The organism is Streptomyces sp. NPDC056580 (assembly GCF_042793175.1).
GTDB lineage: Bacteria > Actinomycetota > Actinomycetes > Streptomycetales > Streptomycetaceae > Streptomyces.
This window is the reverse complement of sequence record NZ_JBHTVE010000003.1, coordinates 14,334-32,015: the sequence shown is the minus strand read 5'-3', so window position 1 is coordinate 32,015 and position 17,682 is coordinate 14,334. Positions and strand designations below refer to the sequence as shown.

Here is a 17,682-nt window from a genome sequence, read left to right as displayed (position 1 = left end):
CGCCGACGCGGTGGGCGACCTTTCGTGACCGCGTCCGCCCGCGCCCCCGGGGCGTCCCCGCTCAGTCTCCCGGCTTCGCCTCGCGGGGCCAGTGGGTGAGGGCGATGTGGAGGGCCTCCACCGCCTTGTCCCAGGAGGCCTGGACGTCCCGGGGGGAGCCGAAGCCGCCGGTCGACTCCAGGGCGCAGTAGCCGTGGAAGGTGCTGCGCAGCAGGCGTACGGCGTCGGTCAGGTCGGGCTCGGCCAGGCCGTAGGCGCGGAGCATGCCGTAGGTGATCTCGGCCGTGCGGCGCAGGGCGGGGGAGTCGGCGACCAGGCGCTGGTCGACGCGGATCTGGGTGGCCGCGTAGCGTCCCGGGTGCTCCAGGGCGTACGCGCGGTAGGCGCCGGCGAAGGCGGCCAGCGCGTCCCGTCCGGCCCGGCCGGCCACGGCGTCCGCGATCCGGTCGATCAGCTCGCCGCCCGCGTGCAGCGCCAGCCGGGTGCGCAGGTCGTTCAGGTTGCGGACGTGCGAGTACAGGCTGGCGTCCTTCACCCCGAAGCGCCGGGCCAGCGCGGAGAGCGTCACATTGGGGAAGCCCGCCTCGTCGGCGAGATCGGCGGCGGCCGAGACGATCCTGTCCACGGTGAGCCCCGCACGGGCCATGGGGCACCTCCTTGGCTGCCAAGCGGGCATCCTAGGGCATCCAGGCTGGGCGTCCAGGACGCGGTGCGCGTCCGGCGGCCCGTGCGGAACCGCTGGTCCGTCAGGCGGGAGCCTCCGAGAAGACGAACGAGAACCGGGCGGGCTCGGCCCGCAGGAAGTACCGCGGCAGCGGGCCCGGGCCGCAGGACTGGGACCCGAGGCCGTGCAGGCCGTGGTCGAGGTTGACCCACACCGTGTCACCGGGGACGAGGTCGGTCAGGTGGGCCGCCGCGTCCAGGTGCTCGGTGGTCCAGCGCCGGGCGGTGAGGGAGAACTCCGGGTCTCCCTCGACGCGCAGGCCGCCGAGCTCCGCCCAGCGGACGCCGGCCCGGGCGCCGTTCTCCTGCGGACGGACGTACGGCGTCTGCAGCTCGTCCACGCTCGACTGCCAGCGGCCGACCTGCGACGCCGTCACACTGTCCGGGTACGCCTCGCCGGGGCCGCCGCCGTACCACCGCACCCGGTCGGCCGCGGCCAGCCCGAAGCGGACGCCTAGCCGGGGCAGAGGTACCGTCCAGTCGCCGTCCGGGGTCACGGACACCGTCAGCCCGAGCCGCGTTGCGTCCGACGTCCAGCGGTACACGGCCGACAGCCCGAACTCCCGGGCCGCCGGCGCCACCCGCGTGCGCACCGTCAGCGCGTCGTCGTCCACCTCCACGGCGTCCAGCCGGTGGCGCATGCGGTGCAGGCCGAGCTCGCGCCAGAGCGGGCCGTGGCGGACGTCGCTCTGCCAGGGGGCGCCGTCGTCGTTGTCGGTGGTGGCCCGCCACACATCCAGGCGCAGCCCGGTGACCGCCACCGGGCCGATCGCGCGCAGGGCGCCGGTGCGGGCATCGAAGCAGGCCGGGCCGAGGGTGATCAGTGACCCGCCGCGCACCGGGCCGCCGGACACCGGGACCGAGGGGCGGGGGCGTGCGGACACCGCGAACTGGCCCCAGGCGACGACGTGTCCCTCCGGCGCCCAGGCGGTGCCGGCGGCGAGCAGCGCCCGTACCGTCCAGTGGGCCTCGCCCGCCGGGGCCGCGGCCGGCGGCTCCGGCAGCTTCACCTCGGCCGACTCGCCCGGCGCCAGCGGGGGCACCGGCAGGGCGCCGGACGCCACCGTCTCGCCGTCCACCTGGTAGGCCCAGGCGAAGGCCAGGGCCGAGAGGTCGGCGAAGTCGTGCTTGTTGGTGACGCGGACGCCGCCGAGGGGGCCGCCCTCGATCGCGACCGGCTCGATCACCTTCTTGTACTCCACGAGGCCGGGGGAGGGCCGCCGGTCCGGGAAGACCAGCCCGTCGCAGACGAAGTTGCCGTCGTGCAGCTCCTCGCCGAAGTCGCCGCCGTAGGCGTAGCCGAACCGCTCGTCCCTGATGCCGTGGTCGATCCACTCCCAGACGAAACCGCCCTGCAACCGCTCGTGCGCCTCGAAGACCCGCTGGTAGTCGGCGAGCCCGCCGGGGCCGTTGCCCATGGCGTGCCCGTACTCGCAGAGGAAGAAGGGCAGTTCGCGGCGCCGTCGGGCACCCCCGTCCAGGCCCCGGCCGATCCGCTCCACCTCGGCGTGGGGGAGGTACATCCGCGAGTACACGTCCGTGTCCCGGCAGTCGAAGTCGCTCTCGTAGTGCACCGGCCGGGAGGGGTCGCGGCCGTGGATCCACTCGGCCATCGCGGTCAGGCCGCGGCCGGTGCCGCACTCGTTGCCCAGCGACCAGACGACGACGGCGGGGTGGTTCTTGTCCCGCTCGACCATGCGGGCCGCCCGGTCCAGCAGCGCCGGGGTCCAGCGGTCGTCGTCGACGGGGTTGTCCCGCCAGCCCTGCTCGACGAAGCCGTGCGTCTCCAGGTCGCACTCGTCGACCACCCACAGGCCCAGCTCGTCGCACAGGTCGAGGAAGGCCGGGTGCGGCGGGTAGTGGGAGGTGCGGACGGCGTTGACGTTGTGCCGCTTCATCAGCAGCACGTCCTCCCGCATCGTCACGAGGTCGAGCGCGCGGCCGTGCTCCGGATGCCACTCGTGCCGGTTGACCCCCTTGAACAGCACGGCCCTGCCGTTGACCTTGATCAGCCCGTCCGCCAGCTCCACCGTGCGGAAGCCGATGCGCAGCGGCACCCGTTCGCCCCCGGTGGCCAGCACCCCGTCGTACAGCCTCGGGGTCTCCGCCGACCACGGCTCGACGGGCACCGTCACCGGCTCCCCGGTGGCGATGTCGATCCCGAGGCCGGGCACGCTCACCCGGCCCCGCGCGCCGGAGTCGACGCGCAGGGTGCCGGTGCCGGCCGCGTGGTCGTAGGAGGCGTGCACGAAGAAGTCGGGGGCGCTGCCCGCCGGGCGGTGCAGCAGCGTGACGTCACGGAAGACGCCCGGCAGCCACCACTGGTCCTGGTCCTCCAGGTACGAGCCCGACGACCACTGGTGGACGCGGACCGCCAGCACGTTGCCGGCCGGCTTCAGCAGCCGGCCGACCGCGAACTCGTGCGGCAGCCGCGAGCCCTTGAACTCGCCCAGCTCGGCGCCGTTCAGCCAGACGCGGGCGCAGGACTCCACACCGTCGAACCGGAGCACCGCACCGCCGTCCGACCGGTCCGGCCAGTCCGCGGGCAGGTCGAAGACGCGCAGGTGGTCGCCGGTCGGGTTCTCGGTCGGGACGCGGGGCGGGTCGACCGGGAACGGGTAGAGGTGGTTGGTGTAGGCGGGTGACCCGTGGCCCTGGAGGACCCAGTGGCCGGGGACGGCCAGCTCGGCCCAGCCGGACGCGTCGTACCCCTCGCGCGCGAAGGAGTCGTCCTCGGCGTCCGCGGTGTCCGACAGCCGGAAACGCCAGCTTCCGTTGAGGGAGAGGGACTTGGCGTCCGAGGCGGCGTACCAGGCCCGGGGCGGCAGCACCCCGGAGCCCGGTGAGACGTCCTCTACGTACTCGGTCTCGGTGCGGAAGGACATCGGTCTCCTCGCTCGTCGGGAGTCAGGTGGCCCGGAGCGCGGTCGCGGCGCGCCTGGCGCCGGCGCGCGGTCCGCCGGCGGACCGCAGCGCCCCCTCCAGCGCGAACGTGGCCGCGCCAAGGGACACCGGGTCGGTGGGGATCGGGGAGAGGACGATCTCGGCGGCCGCCAGCGGCCGCCGCAGCGCGCGCCGGGCCACGGCCGCGCGCACCCCGGCGAGCAGCGGCTCGCCCAGCCGGGACGCCACCCAGCTGCTCAGCACGACCACTTCCGGGTTGAGCAGGTTGATCAGGTCGGATATCCCGGCGCCCAGATGACCGGCGGTCTCGCGCACCACCTCGAGCGCCACGGGGTCCGCCGCGGCGGCCGCCGCGGCCAGGGCGTCGATGGTCGCCGTCTGGTCCCCGGGGTGCAGCAGCGGTGACCGCGGGCTCAGTTCACGCAGGTTCCGCATGATGCCGGGGGCGCCGACGTAGGTCTCCACGCAGCCGCGGCTGCCGCAGTGGCACAGCCGGCCGTCCGGCACGAGCGTGGTGTGCCCCCACTCGCCCGCGCTGTTGCTGACCCCCCGGTGCAGTCCGCCGCCGAGCGCGAGACCGGCGCCGACCCCCGTACCGAGGTTCACCACCACCGCGTCCCCACGGCCCCGCGCGGCCCCGAACCACAGCTCGGCCACCGTGCAGGCGCGCAGCGGGTTGTCCAGGTACAGCGGACGGTCGATGTGCCCGGCGAGCAGGTCGAGCAGCGGGACGTCGTGCCAGTCCCAGTTGGCGGCGTATTCGGCGACACCGCGGTCCCGGTCCACCTGGCCCGGCACGCTCACCCCGACGCCGAGCACCCGGGCCGGCTCGATCCCGGCCCGGGTCACCACCGTGCCGACGGCGGCGGCGACCCGGGCGGCCACCTGCTCCGGGGCGCTCTCGCCGGGCCGCACGTCCTCGTCGGCGCGGGCCAGCACGTTCAGCGCCACGTCGAACAGCTCGACGTGGACGTAGGTCTCCGCGATGTCCACGCCGATCAGCGCGCCGCCGGAGGCGTCGACGGCGACCAGGCCCCGGGGCCGGCCGCCGGCCGAGTCCTCGAAGCCGACCTCGGTGATCATGGACAGGTCCATCAGCTCGCCGACCAGCGTGGCGACGGTGGCCAGGCTCAGCCCGGTGGCGGCCGCCAGCTCCTGCCGGGAGGTGGGGGACCCGGCGATGATCTGGCGCAGCACCTCGTAGCGGTTCGCGGTGCGGATGTCGCGTGACGTGCGCTTCACGGGGGCCGCCCCTCCCATCGCGTCGGGCCGGACCGGGTACGGGACCGGCGCCGGCGCGGCGACAGGCTATGGACTGGCGGCGCTTTCGACAAGGGGTTGGGAAAGGGGGTGGGAAAAGCCGGATCCGGCCGGTCCCGCTGATGAAGCCGGGCGCCGTCGTCCTCACCCTGGACCCGGCCGCCGCGACGCCCACCGTGTGCACCGTCTCGTGGAGCGCCTCGGTGAGCAGCGCGCCCACCATGCAGGACGCGGAGCTGGACAACGTCATCACGCATGCTCAAGACCAAGCGGATCAACCGCTGACCCCACCGCCGCACGATCTCCTCGGCCCTCCGCCGCCCCCTCGGGGGCGGCGGAGGCGCCCGGGCCCTTTCCCGGGGAGGGCGCCCGCGGGCTCAGTCCCCCAGGATCTCCCGGACGAAGGCGTTGCTGAACTTGCCGGTGGGGTCCAGGGACCGGGCCAGGGCGCGGAAGCCGGCCAGGCGCGGGTACCGCCGGCGCAGCTCGGCGGGCGGCACGGTGAACACCTTGCCCCAGTGCGGGCGCGCGTCGAACGACTCCAGCGCCTCCTCCACCCGGCGGACCACCGGCAGCACGGCCGCAGTGTCCTCGATCCAGGTGAAGTGCAGCGCCACCGAGTCCCGGCCGTGCGCCGGGCTGAGCCACTGCGGGTCGGCGGCGACGGTGCGCACCTCACAGGTCTGCAGGACGCCGGCCACCGTCACCCGGACGGCGTCGAGCGCGTGCAGCGCGTCCAGGGCGGCCGGCCGCGGCAGCAGGTACTCCGACTGCAGCTCGGCCCCGCTGCTCGGGGTGAACTCCGCCCGGAAGTGCGGCAGCCGCTCGTGCCAGGGGCCCGGCACCCCGAACTGCGCGGTGCAGTTCACCGCCGGCATGCCCGGCACCGGGTGCATCGCCCCGGTCGCGGCGGCGGCCCACGGGAAGTCCACCGGCCCCTGGTCGGTGCGCCGCTTCACCCACACCTGCCGGAAGCCCGGCTCCCGCCAGTCGGTGAACAGACTCACGCTGTAAGCCGCCCCCGCCACCGCCTCGTAGTCCAGCCCGGCCAGGGGCAGTTCGGTGAACACGTACTGCTCGACCTCGTACGCCGGCTCCAGCTCCAGGGTGAGGGCGGTGACCACGCCCAGCGCGCCCAGCGAGGTCACCGCGCCGTCGAAGCGGGCGTCCCCCCGGGCGATGACGGCCGTGGAGCCGTCCGCCGTGACCAGCTCCACCTCCCGCACCGCCGCGGCGAGCGGCCCGTTGCCCACGCCCGAGCCGTGGGTGCCGGTCGCCACCGAGCCGGCCACCGAGATGTGCGGGAGCGAGGCCATGTTGGGCAGCGCGAGCCCGTGCGCGTGGACCGTACGGGCGAGTTCCGCGTACCGGACACCGCCGCTCACGCGCACCGTACGGGCCGCGGTGTCCACGTCGATCACCGGCGGCAGGCCGGCGAGCGACACGAGCACCCCGTCGCCGCCGGGCTCGGCTATCCGGTTGAAGGAGTGGCCACTGCCCAGCACCCGCACCCGCGCGCTGCCGGCCACCAAGGACCGCAGCGCGTCCTCCGTCCCGGGGCGGTGGAACTCCTTGGCCTGGTAGGTGATGTTCCGGGCCCAGTTGGTGACCGTCCGTGCCGTCTGACTCATCCTTGCCGTCCCTTTCCGGGGTGCGTCTTCGTTGACCCTCTCATCCGCCGGGACCTACCGTGGAGAGCGGTTGCTGTCCCAGCGCCCGCGGTCCGCGCGCCGACGAGACGGAAGGTTGCTGCGTTGCCCGAGCGCCCCAAGGCACTGTTCGCCATGACGGCACGGAACGTGCCGCGCGTCTTCCCGCCGGAGCTGCTCGCCGGGCTCCGTGAGCACGTGGACATCGACCCGGGCCTGGTGGCGGAGGACTTCACCTGCCCCCGGGTCCGTGAGGCCCTGGCCCGCACCGAGATCCTGATCACCGGCTGGGGCTGCCCGCTGCTGGACCCGGCCGCCCTGGACGCCGCGCCCCGGCTGCGCGCCGTGCTGCACGCGGCCGGCTCGGTCAAGGGCTTCACCACGCCCGAGGTCTGGAAGCGCGGCATCGCCGTCTCCTCGGCCGCCGCCGCCAACGCCCTGCCCGTCGCCGAGTACACCCTCGCCATGATCCTGCTCGCCGGGAAGGACGTCTTCGCCGCCCGGGACCTGCTGCGCACCCGCGGCTCCGCCGCCTACGGCGACATGCTGCCGGGCACCGGCAACCACGGCCGCCGGGTGGGCGTCGTCGGGGCCTCCCGGGTCGGCCGCCGGCTGATCGAGCTGCTGCGGCCCCACGACCTCCGGGTGGGCCTCGCCGACCCCTACGTCGACGCGGCCGGGGCCGCCCGGCTCGGGGTCCCCCTGCTGGCCCTGGACGACCTGCTGCGCGCATCCGACGTCGTCACCCTGCACGCCCCGGACACCCCCGAGACCCGGCACCTGATCGGCGCCCGGGAACTGGCCCTGATGCCCTCCGGGGCGGTGCTGATCAACACCGCGCGCGGCGCCCTGGTCGACCACGACGCCCTGGTGGCGGAGCTGCGCACCGGCCGGCTCGGCGCCGTGCTGGACGTCACCGACCCGGAGCCGCTGCCGGCCGACTCGCCCCTGTTCGGCCTGCCCAACGCGTTCGTGACCCCGCACATCGCCGGTTCGCAGGGCAACGAGGTCGCCCGGCTCGGGCGGACGGTGGTGGCGGAGGCGGCGCGGCTGGCGGCGGGCGGCCCCCTGGAGCATGCCGTCGATCACACCGTTCTGGAGCGGACGGCCTGATCCGGGGCGGACGGCACGGCGACACCGCCGTAGCGGGGGACCCGGCCGGGCCGGCGCGCGGACGGGGGCATACGGTGAGAGCCGAATGTCCGAGCCGGGAGGAGATGACGGAATGGGCAGCCGCACCGCGCTGGTCGAGGATCTGATGGAGCGCTTCCCGCATGTGCCGCGGGAGGCCGTCTTCAAGGAGGACCTGCTCCGGGGTGGAGTCGCCTTCGACGCGTCGGCGCTCAGCGACAACGAGAGCGGCGAGGTCAAGCCGAAGTCGTACTTCATCTTCTCCTTCGACCACGGCACGCTGCCCGAGTTGGGCGAGGCCGCGCTGCGCCGACCGCCGGAGGAGATCATCCTCACGGGCGGCCCGTACGACCTGCGGCGCACCGTCGTCTCCGTACGGGTGAACCCCGCCTCGCCGTACCGGGTCGCCGCCGACGAGGAGGGGCTGCTCGGCCTGTACCTCGACGGCAGCCGGATCGCCGACGTCGGCGTGCCGCCCATGCCCGAGTACTACCGACACAAGCTCTCCAACGGGAAGTCCGTGATGGAGGTCGCTCCCACCATCCAGTGGGGCTACCTCATCTACCTGACCGTCTTCCGGGTCTGCCAGTACTTCGGCGCCAAGGAGGAGTGCCAGTACTGCGACATCAACCACAACTGGCGCCAGCACAAGGCGGCCGGCCGGCCCTACACCGGGGTGAAGGACGTCGAGGAGGTGCTCGAGGCCCTCGAGATCATCGACCGGTACGACACCCAGAAGGCGTCCACCGCCTACACGCTCACCGGCGGCGCTATCACCAAGACGGTCGCCGGGCGGGACGAGGCCGACTTCTACGGCCACTACGCCAAGGCCATCGAGGAGCGCTTCCCGGGCCGCTGGATCGGCAAGGTCGTCGCCCAGGCGCTGCCCAAGGCGGACGTGCAGCGCTTCAAGGACTACGGGGTGCAGATCTACCACCCCAACTTCGAGGTGTGGGACCGCCGGCTCTTCGAGCTGTACTGCCCCGGCAAGGAGCGCTACGTCGGCCGGGACGAGTGGCACAGGCGCATCCTGGACTCCGCCGAGATCTTCGGCGCGCGCAACGTGATCCCGAACTTCGTGGCGGGCGTGGAGATGGCCGAGCCGTTCGGCTTCACCACCGTCGACGAGGCCATCGCCTCCACCACCGAGGGCCTGCGCTTCTTCATGTCGCACGGCATCACGCCCCGCTTCACCACCTGGTGCCCGGAGCCCACCACCCCGCTCGGCAAGGCGAACCCGCAGGGCGCGCCGCTGGAGTACCACATCCGGCTGCTGGAGGCCTACCGGGCCACGATGGACGACTTCGGGCTCTCCTCGCCGCCCGGCTACGGCCCGCCCGGACCCGGCCGTGCGGTGTTCTCGGTCAGCTCCTTCATGGACAGCCTGCCCGCCGAGGAGCCGGTGGAGGTCTGATCGGCCGGGAACCGGCCGGCCGCACGGTGAGCGGATCGGGGCCCGCGTCCGTATGAGGGACGGGAGTGGCGGGCCCGGCCGCGGTCACGGCGCGCGACGCCGCGATCACTCGGTCCGAACACGGTGCTTGTCAGTCGTGTCGGAGGCGTGAAAGGCTCCTGCCCGCCGCGGGGTTTTCCCCAACTCCCTTCTTTCTGCGGTGAGTTGACCCTGTTCCTGGATGCAGGAGTGCCATGCCCGACCTGCCGGCCCCGGCCCCCAAGGACGCCACCGAGGCGGAGCTGTTCTCGGAGTGCTGGGACGCTGTGCTCAGCTACGCCGATCTGTGCACCTCCGGATCGCTGACGGCCCATCAGCTCGCGACCGAGGCCTTCACGCTGGGCATGCGTGAGCTGCGGGCCGGGGACGGCGCCGTACCCGGGCGCGGCCCGGGCCGGCGTCCGGGCCGGCTGCCGGCGATCCCGGAACTGCTCACCGCGGTACGGAACACGGCCGCCGGCTGGGAGGCCGGCGGGCAGGGGCACAAGCTGGACCCTGACCTGCGGCTGTGGCTCAACTCCGGCCAGGCGGCCAGGTACGCCGGGCCGCCGCCCGGGCGGCCGGTCGCGCTGCGGGGCCTGAGGGACCTGCAGCAGGCGGACGCCGCGCTGCTGTGGCTCGTCGAGGTGGAGGCGCTGCCGTTGCCCGCCGTGGTCCGCAGGCTCGGCCTGGACCCGGCCACGGCCGCCGGCGAACTCGAGGAGGTCCGGGGGCTGTTCCGGGGCCGCTGCCACCGCGCGCACCTGGACTCGCCGCTGGAGCCGGAGTGCCGCGCCTACGCCGGGCTGCTGGACGCGGTGACCCGGTCGGCCGGCGCCGAGACCCCGGCCGACCTCTCGCGGCACCTCGCCACCTGCGCGCGGTGCGCGGAGGCCGCGGCCTGTCTGCGGCCGCACGGCGGCGGCCTGCCCGCCGCGATCGCCGGCGGGGTCGTCGGCTGGGGCGGCCTCGCCTACCTGGAGCGCAGACGGCGCGCCGCCGAGGTCCGGCTGGGCGCCGGCCGCCCGGGCGCGGCCGGCGCCGACGCCGGCCCGGAGCAGCGCGCGGGCCGCGGCCGGACGCTGCGGGGCGGCCTGCTGGCCGCGGCCGTACTGCTGTCGGCGCTGGCGCTCGGGGTGTCGATGATGCCGTTCGGCGACTCCGGCGACGACGAGGCGGCGGCCCGCGACGACCGGCAGCCGGTCGCCGACCCCGGCACGTTCCCGCCCCCGGGCGGCTCCCCGGCGTCCCGGGAACCGGCGTCCGGCGACTCCGCGTCCGGGACACCGGCCTCCGCCGCGCCCTCCGCGACCGCTCCCCGCACCCGGCGCGGGACCCGCAACCCGGACCCCGAACCCCAGGGCACCCCCTCCGGCGCCACCGCCACCGGCCCCGCCCGGCCGGAGGCCCCCGCCCCCGCCCCCGTCTGCCGGGTCGCCTACGACCTGGTCAACCAGTGGCCCGACGGCTTCCAGGCCACCGTCACCGTCACCACCGACGAGGCGCTCGACGGCTGGCGGGTCGCCTGGAGCTTCCGCGACGGCCAGCAGGTCGGCCAGATGTGGGACGCGACGGCCCACCAGGACGGCTCCCGGGTCACCGCCACCGCCGCCGACTACGACAGAGCGGTCGCCGCGCACTCCTCGCTGTCCTTCGGCTTCATCGCCTCCTGGCAGGGCCGGAACCGGACACCGTACGGCTTCACGCTCAACGGGAAGACCTGCGCCGCAGGCTGAAACCCGTGGCGCCGGGCCCGCGGAAAACCTGAGTTTCCGCCAATTCACCCCGCTCGCCGACTTGGCGCATTTATGCGAGGTGTCACCCGCACGGGGTGCTGACCTCGCCGTAGTCGATCGACGCCGGCGAGCGGCACGGCCCCGCACCACCGGGCCGTGCGGCCGCTGCGCGCCCGGGACACGCGCCGCCAGGACGACCTACCTGGCAGTTCCGTCATTACCGGACGGTACCCCCGATGTGGCGCAATTCATCCGCCCGAAAACGGCGTTCTGCCACCATCAACGCCATCGAAAAACCGGCCATCGGCACTGCGGCGGGGGGCGTGGCCATGGGACTGCTCGGCAATGACCTTGCGTTCGCGCAGGCACTGTCCGCCCAGGAGCGCGAGGGCGTCATGGCCCTCGGCAGCCGCAAGCACTTCACGCCCGACGCCCACCTCCTGACCGAGGGGGACCGATCCAGTCATGTGCTGATCCTCATCGAGGGCTGGGTCACCGTCTCCGTCTCCACGGACCGCGGCGCCACCCGGCTGATACTCGGCCTGCGCGGGCCCGGGGAGCTGCTCGGCGAGATGGCCGCGCTCGACCCGCACCCGCGCAGTGCCACCGTGCGCGCCCTCGGCCCGATAGAGGCCCAGGTCATATCCGGGGACGCCTTCCGGCGCTTCCTCGCACTGCACCCCCGCGTCAGCGGACTGGTGATACGCCAGCTCACCTTCCGGCTGCGCAGCGCCGACCAGGAGCGGTCCGCGCTCGCCTCCCTCACCGTCCTGCAGCGCCTGGCCGGCCGGCTCAGCGAACTCGCCGCGGCCGAACCCGCCGGCCCCTACGCCCCCGCCGCGGCGGGCCGCCCGTCCGGCCCCGCGCCCGCCGGCTTTGTCGTCCACCTGGCCCAGGACGAGCTGGCCGCCACCATCGGCGCCACCCGGGAGGCCGTCGCCAAGGCCCTGCGGCTGCTGCGCGGCCAGCGCATCGTGCGCACCGGCAACCGGATGGTGGAGATCCTCGATCCGGCTCTGCTCGCCCTCCTCGCGGACGGCCATCACGAGTAACGCACCGCCCGCCGTGTGTAAACGGCTACAGACGGCCCCGCGTCCCGGGCCCGACGCTGATGGGACGACCACCTCTTCTACGAGCGGACAGCACTGCAGGGGGCACGGGTGAACCACGACGCACCGGAACTCGCCGAGGAGCACTACGAGTTGGTGATCAGCGTCGACGCCAGACGGTCCGGGGACTACGACGACGTCGACAAGCTGCGGATGCGCGCCCGGATCTACCGGGTGCTGGAGACCGCCTTCACCCACGCCTCGGTGTCCCGCGACGCCCTCCACCTGGAGGACCGCGGGGACGGTGTGCTCGTGGCCGTGACGGGCCGCGTCGCGGTGAGCCGGCTGCTCGGCCTGTGGCTGGTCGAGGTGCGCGAGAAGCTCCGGGACGAGAACCGCGGTCTGCGCGTGCCGCTCGGACTGCGCATCGGCATGCACGTCGGCCCGGTCCGCCACGACGAGCGGGGCATCAGCGGCCGCGCCGTCGACCTGGCCTGCCGGCTGGCCGACTCCGCCGTCGCCCGCGACCTGCTCGACGCCAACGGGGCCGACCTGGTGCTGGTGACCTCCCAGTCCCTGTACGAGGACGTGGTCAGCGGCGGCGGCAAGTTCATCGAGCCCGGGCAGTACTCGCGGGCCCGGCTGCGGCTCAAGGAGGGCGAGGTCACCGCCTGGTGCCATCTGCCGGGCCTGCCCGCCCCGCGGATCCCCGCCGCCGCCCCGCCCGCGCCGGCCGGCGGCACCCCGCCCGCGGACCCCGCCGGCGCCCCGCGGCCGGTCCCCGCCCAGGACCCGGACACCGGCACGGCCGCGCGCGCGGCCGGCCCGGCCCGGGAACGCCCGTCCGGGGACCAGTACACCGTGCACGGCGACATGTCCGAGCACCACGACAACGTCTACCAGCAGCCCGTGCACATCGGCCGGATCACCGACCGCGACAGCGAGCGGCGGAAGGGCGGGGACGCGTGAGCGACGACAGGCAGCCGGCCGGCCCGGCCGAGGACACCCCCGACAGATCCGGCCAGGACCGCTCGCCCGAACCCGAGGACAGGAAGGGGCCCGAGGACAGGAAGGGCCGCGGCGAGCAGACCCGCGACGACGGCAAGGGCAAGGCCGACGGCAAGGACGACGGCAGGTCCGGCAGGGACGACGGCGGATCCGGCAAGGACGAGGAGGCCGAGGACGAGGCCGCCGAGCGGGAGAAGGAGCGCGAACGCGAACGGGAGCGCGCCGCCGGGCGGTTCAAGGAGTACACCCGCGACCCCCTGGGCGCCGAGGAGAACGAGGACGGCCCCACCGACCTCGCCGCCGCCGCGCGGACCCGCCGCGCCACCCGGCTGCTTTTCGACGTCGGCCGCGACCTGACCAGCTTCGACCGCTCCTACTTCGGCAACGCCCACATCGGCGACATCAACCTGCGCCTGGACGCCCGCCGTTCCGGCGCCGGGATGCGCAGCGGGCCCGTGCCCGACGAGGAACTGCGCCGGCTGCGCCGCGTCCACGTGGAACCGGCAGGGTACATACGGCTGCGCAACGCGCTGCGCGCCCGGCGGCTGCTGGTGCTCGGCGCCGCTCCGGGCACCGGGCGGACCAGCACGGCGCTCTCCCTCCTCGACGAGGTCACCACCGCGTCGGCCAACGGCGACGACCCGGAGCCCGGCATCGGATCGCGGGTGCGCCGGGTCGACCCGGACGGCGGGGTGCGGCAGCTCGCCCGGTCGCTGGGCGACTCCCACGGCGACGGCGAGGAGGCCCGGCGCGGTACCGGCTACCTCCTGGAACTCTCCCTCACCCGGCCCGGCGCGCTGCCGCCCGCCGAGATGGACCTCGACGAGCTGGCCGCCGCCCTGGACCGCCGCGAGGCCTTCGCGGTGATCGTCGTCACCGTCGGATCGGCCGCCAACGCGCTGCTCGCCGGCCGGTACGGCATGCTCTGCCCGCCCGCGCCCACCCGGGAACTGCTGCGCACCCGGCTGCTGGAACGGCTGGAGCGCCACGCGGCCACGGCGCCGGACGAAGACGCCGGCCCGGCCGGACTGCTGGCCCGCGCCGAGGAGCTGTGGGCCCGCGAGGAGGTCGAGAACGTCGTCGGGCTGAAGGACCTGCGCCCCGCTGAGGCCGAGCTGCTCGCGTCCCTGCTCGCCGGCCACGTGCTCGGCGACATCTCCTACGAGGAGATGCTGGCCGGCTGCCGGAGCCTGGCCGCCAGCCAGGCCCAGGAATGGTTCGCCGGGGTGGACCGGGCACTGACGGCACGGTCCGCAGGCGCGGACGCCGACACGCAACGCCCGGACACGGCGAACCTGTTCCACCCGGTGGCGTTCCGGATCGCCCTGGCCGTGCTCGGCGGCGCCTCGCACAGCGCGGTGGCCGCCGCCGCCCACTTGCTGACCTGGGAACTGTCCGTCCAGTGCGATCCCGACAACACCCCGGCCCGCCCGCTGTTCTGCGACGACCCGGAGGCCGACCTGGCGCTCTCCCGCGCCGAGGTGACCGACGGTCAGGTCGAGGTGGCCGGCGCCGAGGTCCCGGCCCGGCTGATCTGGTACCGGGGCGCCGCCCTTCCCTCGGCGGTGCTGACCGAGCTGTGGGACCGGCACTTCCCGGTCCGGGCGCCGGTGGTGCGCTGGCTCAGGCTGCTCGCGGACGACCCGCGCTCCCAGGTCTGGATGCGCGCCGCGGTGGCCGCCGGCGAACTGTGCGTACGGGACTTCGACTACGGCTACGCCGAGCTGGTGCGGCCGCTCGCCGAGGCGGCCACGCCCCGCCGCCGGATCTTCGCGGCCACCACCCTGGACCAGGCCGCCGGCCACGACACCCACCGCAAGACGGTGCACCGGCTGGTCGGCGACTGGAGCCGCACCGGCGCCCCGGCGCTGCGCTGGACGGCGGCGATGGCGCTCGGGTACGGCAACGCGGCGGCCACCATGGACGACACGCTGGACGCCCTGGCCCGGATCGGGGTCCGCGACGACGGGGAACAGCTCGCGGCCGCCTCCTTCAACGTCGTACGGCTGCTGGCGCTGCCGGACGCGGACCAGGTGCTGGCACGGATGGCCGAGTGGACCCACCACAAGCGCGAGCCGTACCAGGACCTGGGGCTCGTGACCACCGTCCGGCTCGCGCTGACCACGGTGGACGAGCTGCTGACGGAGGACCTCGGCGCACCCCTGGCCGGCCGGGGCGACTGGCCGCTGCCGCTCGCCCTGGCCGCCACCCGCCCCGAACTGGTCGTCCCCATGGCCGACCTGATGTGGACGGCGCTGAACACGGCACGGGCCAGGGACGTGGCGATGGACGCGCTGGAACGCCTGCTCCGGTCCGCCGTCCGCAAGGACGGCGCCGAGTGGACCCGGCCGGGGCTCGCGGCGCTGCTGCCCGCGCTGGCCACCGAGGAGTACGACCGGCGGCGGCTGGACTGGCTGCTGCGCCACATGATGAACGACCCCGAGAACCCCCTCCCCGACGCGCGGGCGCGCGACCTGTGGTGGCTCGCCGTCTCGCCGCAGCGGCCGGACCGCCGGGAGCGGACGCGCCGGGAGAGGACCCGCGAGGAGGACACGCATGGCTGAGGACGAGGACGAGACGGCGGCCGGGGGCACGTCGCCCGCTGGACCGTTCCTGCGGGAGTACGCGCCGCTCGGCGCGTTCCCGGCGGCGAGCGCGCAGAAGGCCTCCGTGCTCTTCTACCGCAACGGCGGCCACAGCGTGATCACCGTCGCCGGCGTGCGGCACGTGGACAAGCGGGCGCTGGCCCGGCCGTACAACGTCTGCGAGATCGCCCAGGGCACGTACGTCTCGCCGCTCCAGCTCGAACTGCCGGCCGCCGGCGGCACCAGCTTCTTCAAGGCCGAGGTGGACATCGAGTGGGAGGTGACCGACCCCTATCTGGCCGCCGTCCAGGTCGTCACCGACGTCGCGGCCCGGCTCACCTCCCCGGTGCTGGAACGGCTGCGCGAGATCACCCTCACCTACCGGGTGACCGACGCCGAGCAGGCCAACCGCGTCATCACCCGGGAGTGCGTCGGCGGCCGCTGGAGCGACCTGGGCAGCGAACTCGGCCTGCGCGTACGGCTGTACGTCCGGCTCGGGGTGGACGACGAGGCCATCGAGTACGCGAGGCAGCGGCGCGGGGCGCAGGCCGACGCCGAGGTCACCCGGGTCCGCCAGGAGTCGTTCCGGCGCATGCTGCAGGGCGGCGAGCTGGAGCAGCTCAGCTTCATGCTGGCCGCCGACCCCGAGGGCGCCAAGGACTTCCTGGAGAAGATCCGCCAGGAGGGCCGGCAGGACGAGCGGGAGCGGGTCGACCGGCTCTACACCATGGCCCTCAGGGGCGAGCTGCACTCGGCAGACGTGGAGACCCAGGTCCTCAACCTGCTCAACCAGGAGCAGCGCCGCCCGCTCCAGGGGCCCATCGGCGCGGTCCCGGCCCGCCGGGAGACCCGGCAGCTCGAGCCCGCCGCCGACGGGCCGTTCACCCCGGACTGGGTGTCGGACGAACCTCCCCGGCGGCAGTCGCACCGGGCCGAGTCGCACCGCGCGGAGACCTACCGGACGGAGACGTACCGGTCCGAGTCCACCCGCGAGGAGGTGCACCGCGCCGAACTCCACCGGGACGACGGCACCGTCATGGACGAACCGCCCTCCCGGCCCCGCCGCGCCGAGCCCGGCCCGGCCGACGACTACGACCGGCGGCCCGCGCGGAACCGGACGTACCGGCCGGAGGACTCCGCCGGGGACTACGCGCCCGACCGCCACGACGGCGAGCCGTACCGGCGGACCGAGCGCCGTCCGGCGGACGACTACGACGCCGGATCCCGGCGCGAGCGCGCCCACCGGCCCGGGCCGTACCCGACGGACGACTACGACCGGGAACCGGGGCGCGGTCGCGCATACCGCCAGGAGGTCGAGCCCGCGGACGACTACGACCACCAGCCGTCCCGGGGCCGGATGTATCGGCCGGAGCTCGAAGATGCCGACGACTACGACCGCGGGCCGTCCAGCGGCCGAATCTACCGGCCGGAGCTCGAACCGGCGGACGACTACGGCCGCGAGCCGCGGCGCGGCCGCGCGTACCGGCCCGAGCCCCTTCCGGCGGACGACTACGACCGCGAACCGCCCCGGGGCCGGACGTACCGGCCGGACCATGCCGGCGACTACCCGGCCGACGACCTCGACCGGGAGCCGCCGCGCGGCCGCAGGCGCCCGCGGGACGACGGCTGGTCCTGGGCGGAAGGGGACGGATGACCGCCGAGGACGAGGCCGCCAGGACCTCCCCCGCCCCGATCGTGCTCGTGCCGGACGGGGGTCGGCACAGTCACGACGGGGCGGGGGAGCGCATCGCCGAACGACTGCTGAGCACGGTCCGCGAGGACGTCGGACGAGCCGACTCCAAGGCCGCCGTGCTGCTGTCCGGGACACTCGCGCTGCCCGCCTTCCTGCTCGGGCGGCACGGCGCACCGGGCTGGCACGGCCCCGCCGACGTGACGCTGGTCCTGGCCGGGGCGCTGTGGGCCTGCGCGGTGATCGCGCTGATCGGCGCGGTGATGCCGCGCACCGGCACCCGGCGCGGCCGGGACGGGGTCACGTACTTCGGCGACCTGGTGGCCGCCCGCGACCTCGCGGGGCTGTCCGCCCGGGTGGCCGAGGCGGGGCGCGACCCCGCCGGGTGGCTGCTCGTCCAGGCCGTGGACGTCAGCTCCATCCTCTCCGCCAAGTACCGGGCCATCCGCTGGGGCATGGGCTCGCTCGCCCTCTCGGCGGCACTGGCCCTGGCCTGGGGTCTGACCCCGCGCTGA

Annotated in this window: 12 protein-coding genes and 1 pseudogene; 8 read left to right on the top strand and 5 right to left on the bottom strand. The window is 74.8% G+C overall.

All coding sequences use genetic code 11. From position 1 onward, the window contains the following. Positions 1–61 precede the first annotated feature (61 nt). The 5 genes and pseudogenes from ACFQ9Z_RS06870 to ACFQ9Z_RS06850 form a co-directional block, all read right to left on the bottom strand. A complete protein-coding gene (locus tag ACFQ9Z_RS06870; RefSeq protein WP_383011944.1) occupies positions 62–646 on the bottom strand; it encodes a TetR/AcrR family transcriptional regulator in 585 nt (194 codons plus the stop codon). 100 nt (positions 647–746) lie between these two features. Then, positions 747–3,608 carry a glycoside hydrolase family 2 TIM barrel-domain containing protein gene (locus tag ACFQ9Z_RS06865; RefSeq protein WP_383011941.1) on the bottom strand — a complete coding sequence of 954 codons (2,862 nt, stop codon included), beginning with the start codon at positions 3,606–3,608 and terminating at the stop codon, positions 747–749. 22 nt (positions 3,609–3,630) lie between these two features. After that, positions 3,631–4,869, bottom strand: coding sequence for an ROK family transcriptional regulator (locus ACFQ9Z_RS06860; protein ID WP_383011936.1), 1,239 nt, complete (start codon positions 4,867–4,869; stop codon positions 3,631–3,633). A 166-nt stretch (positions 4,870–5,035) separates the two neighbouring features. Then, positions 5,036–5,134 (bottom strand): annotated as a pseudogene (locus ACFQ9Z_RS06855) (oxidoreductase); the annotation flags it as partial. Between the two features lie 130 nt (positions 5,135–5,264). Continuing rightward, positions 5,265–6,518, bottom strand: a complete 1,254-nt coding sequence (locus ACFQ9Z_RS06850; RefSeq protein WP_383011932.1) for an FAD-binding protein — start codon at positions 6,516–6,518, stop codon at positions 5,265–5,267. 123 nt (positions 6,519–6,641) lie between these two features. Here ACFQ9Z_RS06850 and ACFQ9Z_RS06845 point away from each other — a divergent pair, with 123 nt between their 5' ends. The 8 genes from ACFQ9Z_RS06845 to ACFQ9Z_RS06810 all read left to right on the top strand — a co-directional run bounded on the left by ACFQ9Z_RS06845 (position 6,642) and on the right by ACFQ9Z_RS06810 (position 17,682). After that, entirely contained in the window at positions 6,642–7,649 is a 1,008-nt protein-coding gene (locus ACFQ9Z_RS06845) for a hydroxyacid dehydrogenase (RefSeq protein WP_383011929.1), read from the top strand. 112 nt (positions 7,650–7,761) lie between these two features. After that, positions 7,762–9,081, top strand: coding sequence for a radical SAM protein (locus ACFQ9Z_RS06840; protein ID WP_383011926.1), 1,320 nt, complete (start codon positions 7,762–7,764; stop codon positions 9,079–9,081). Between the two features lie 233 nt (positions 9,082–9,314). Beyond that, entirely contained in the window at positions 9,315–10,835 is a 1,521-nt protein-coding gene (locus ACFQ9Z_RS06835) for a cellulose binding domain-containing protein (protein ID WP_383011923.1), read from the top strand. A gap of 329 nt (positions 10,836–11,164) precedes the next feature. Beyond that, the gene (locus ACFQ9Z_RS06830) at positions 11,165–11,887 is read left to right on the top strand and encodes a Crp/Fnr family transcriptional regulator (protein WP_383011920.1); all 723 of its coding nucleotides are present in this window, start codon (positions 11,165–11,167) and stop codon (positions 11,885–11,887) included. Between the two features lie 108 nt (positions 11,888–11,995). Beyond that, positions 11,996–12,853 carry a hypothetical protein gene (locus ACFQ9Z_RS06825; RefSeq protein WP_383011917.1) on the top strand — a complete coding sequence of 286 codons (858 nt, stop codon included), beginning with the start codon at positions 11,996–11,998 and terminating at the stop codon, positions 12,851–12,853. Next, complete coding sequence (locus ACFQ9Z_RS06820; protein WP_383011914.1) at positions 12,850–15,456, top strand: hypothetical protein; 2,607 nt, start codon at positions 12,850–12,852, stop codon at positions 15,454–15,456. Before ACFQ9Z_RS06825 ends, ACFQ9Z_RS06820 begins: the two co-directional genes overlap by 4 nt. Continuing rightward, on the top strand, positions 15,449–17,131 hold the full coding sequence (locus ACFQ9Z_RS06815) for a hypothetical protein (protein ID WP_383011911.1): 1,683 nt from the start codon (positions 15,449–15,451) through the stop codon (positions 17,129–17,131). Before ACFQ9Z_RS06820 ends, ACFQ9Z_RS06815 begins: the two co-directional genes overlap by 8 nt. Continuing rightward, on the top strand, positions 17,128–17,682 hold the full coding sequence (locus tag ACFQ9Z_RS06810; protein ID WP_383011908.1) for a Pycsar system effector family protein: 555 nt from the start codon (positions 17,128–17,130) through the stop codon (positions 17,680–17,682). Before ACFQ9Z_RS06815 ends, ACFQ9Z_RS06810 begins: the two co-directional genes overlap by 4 nt.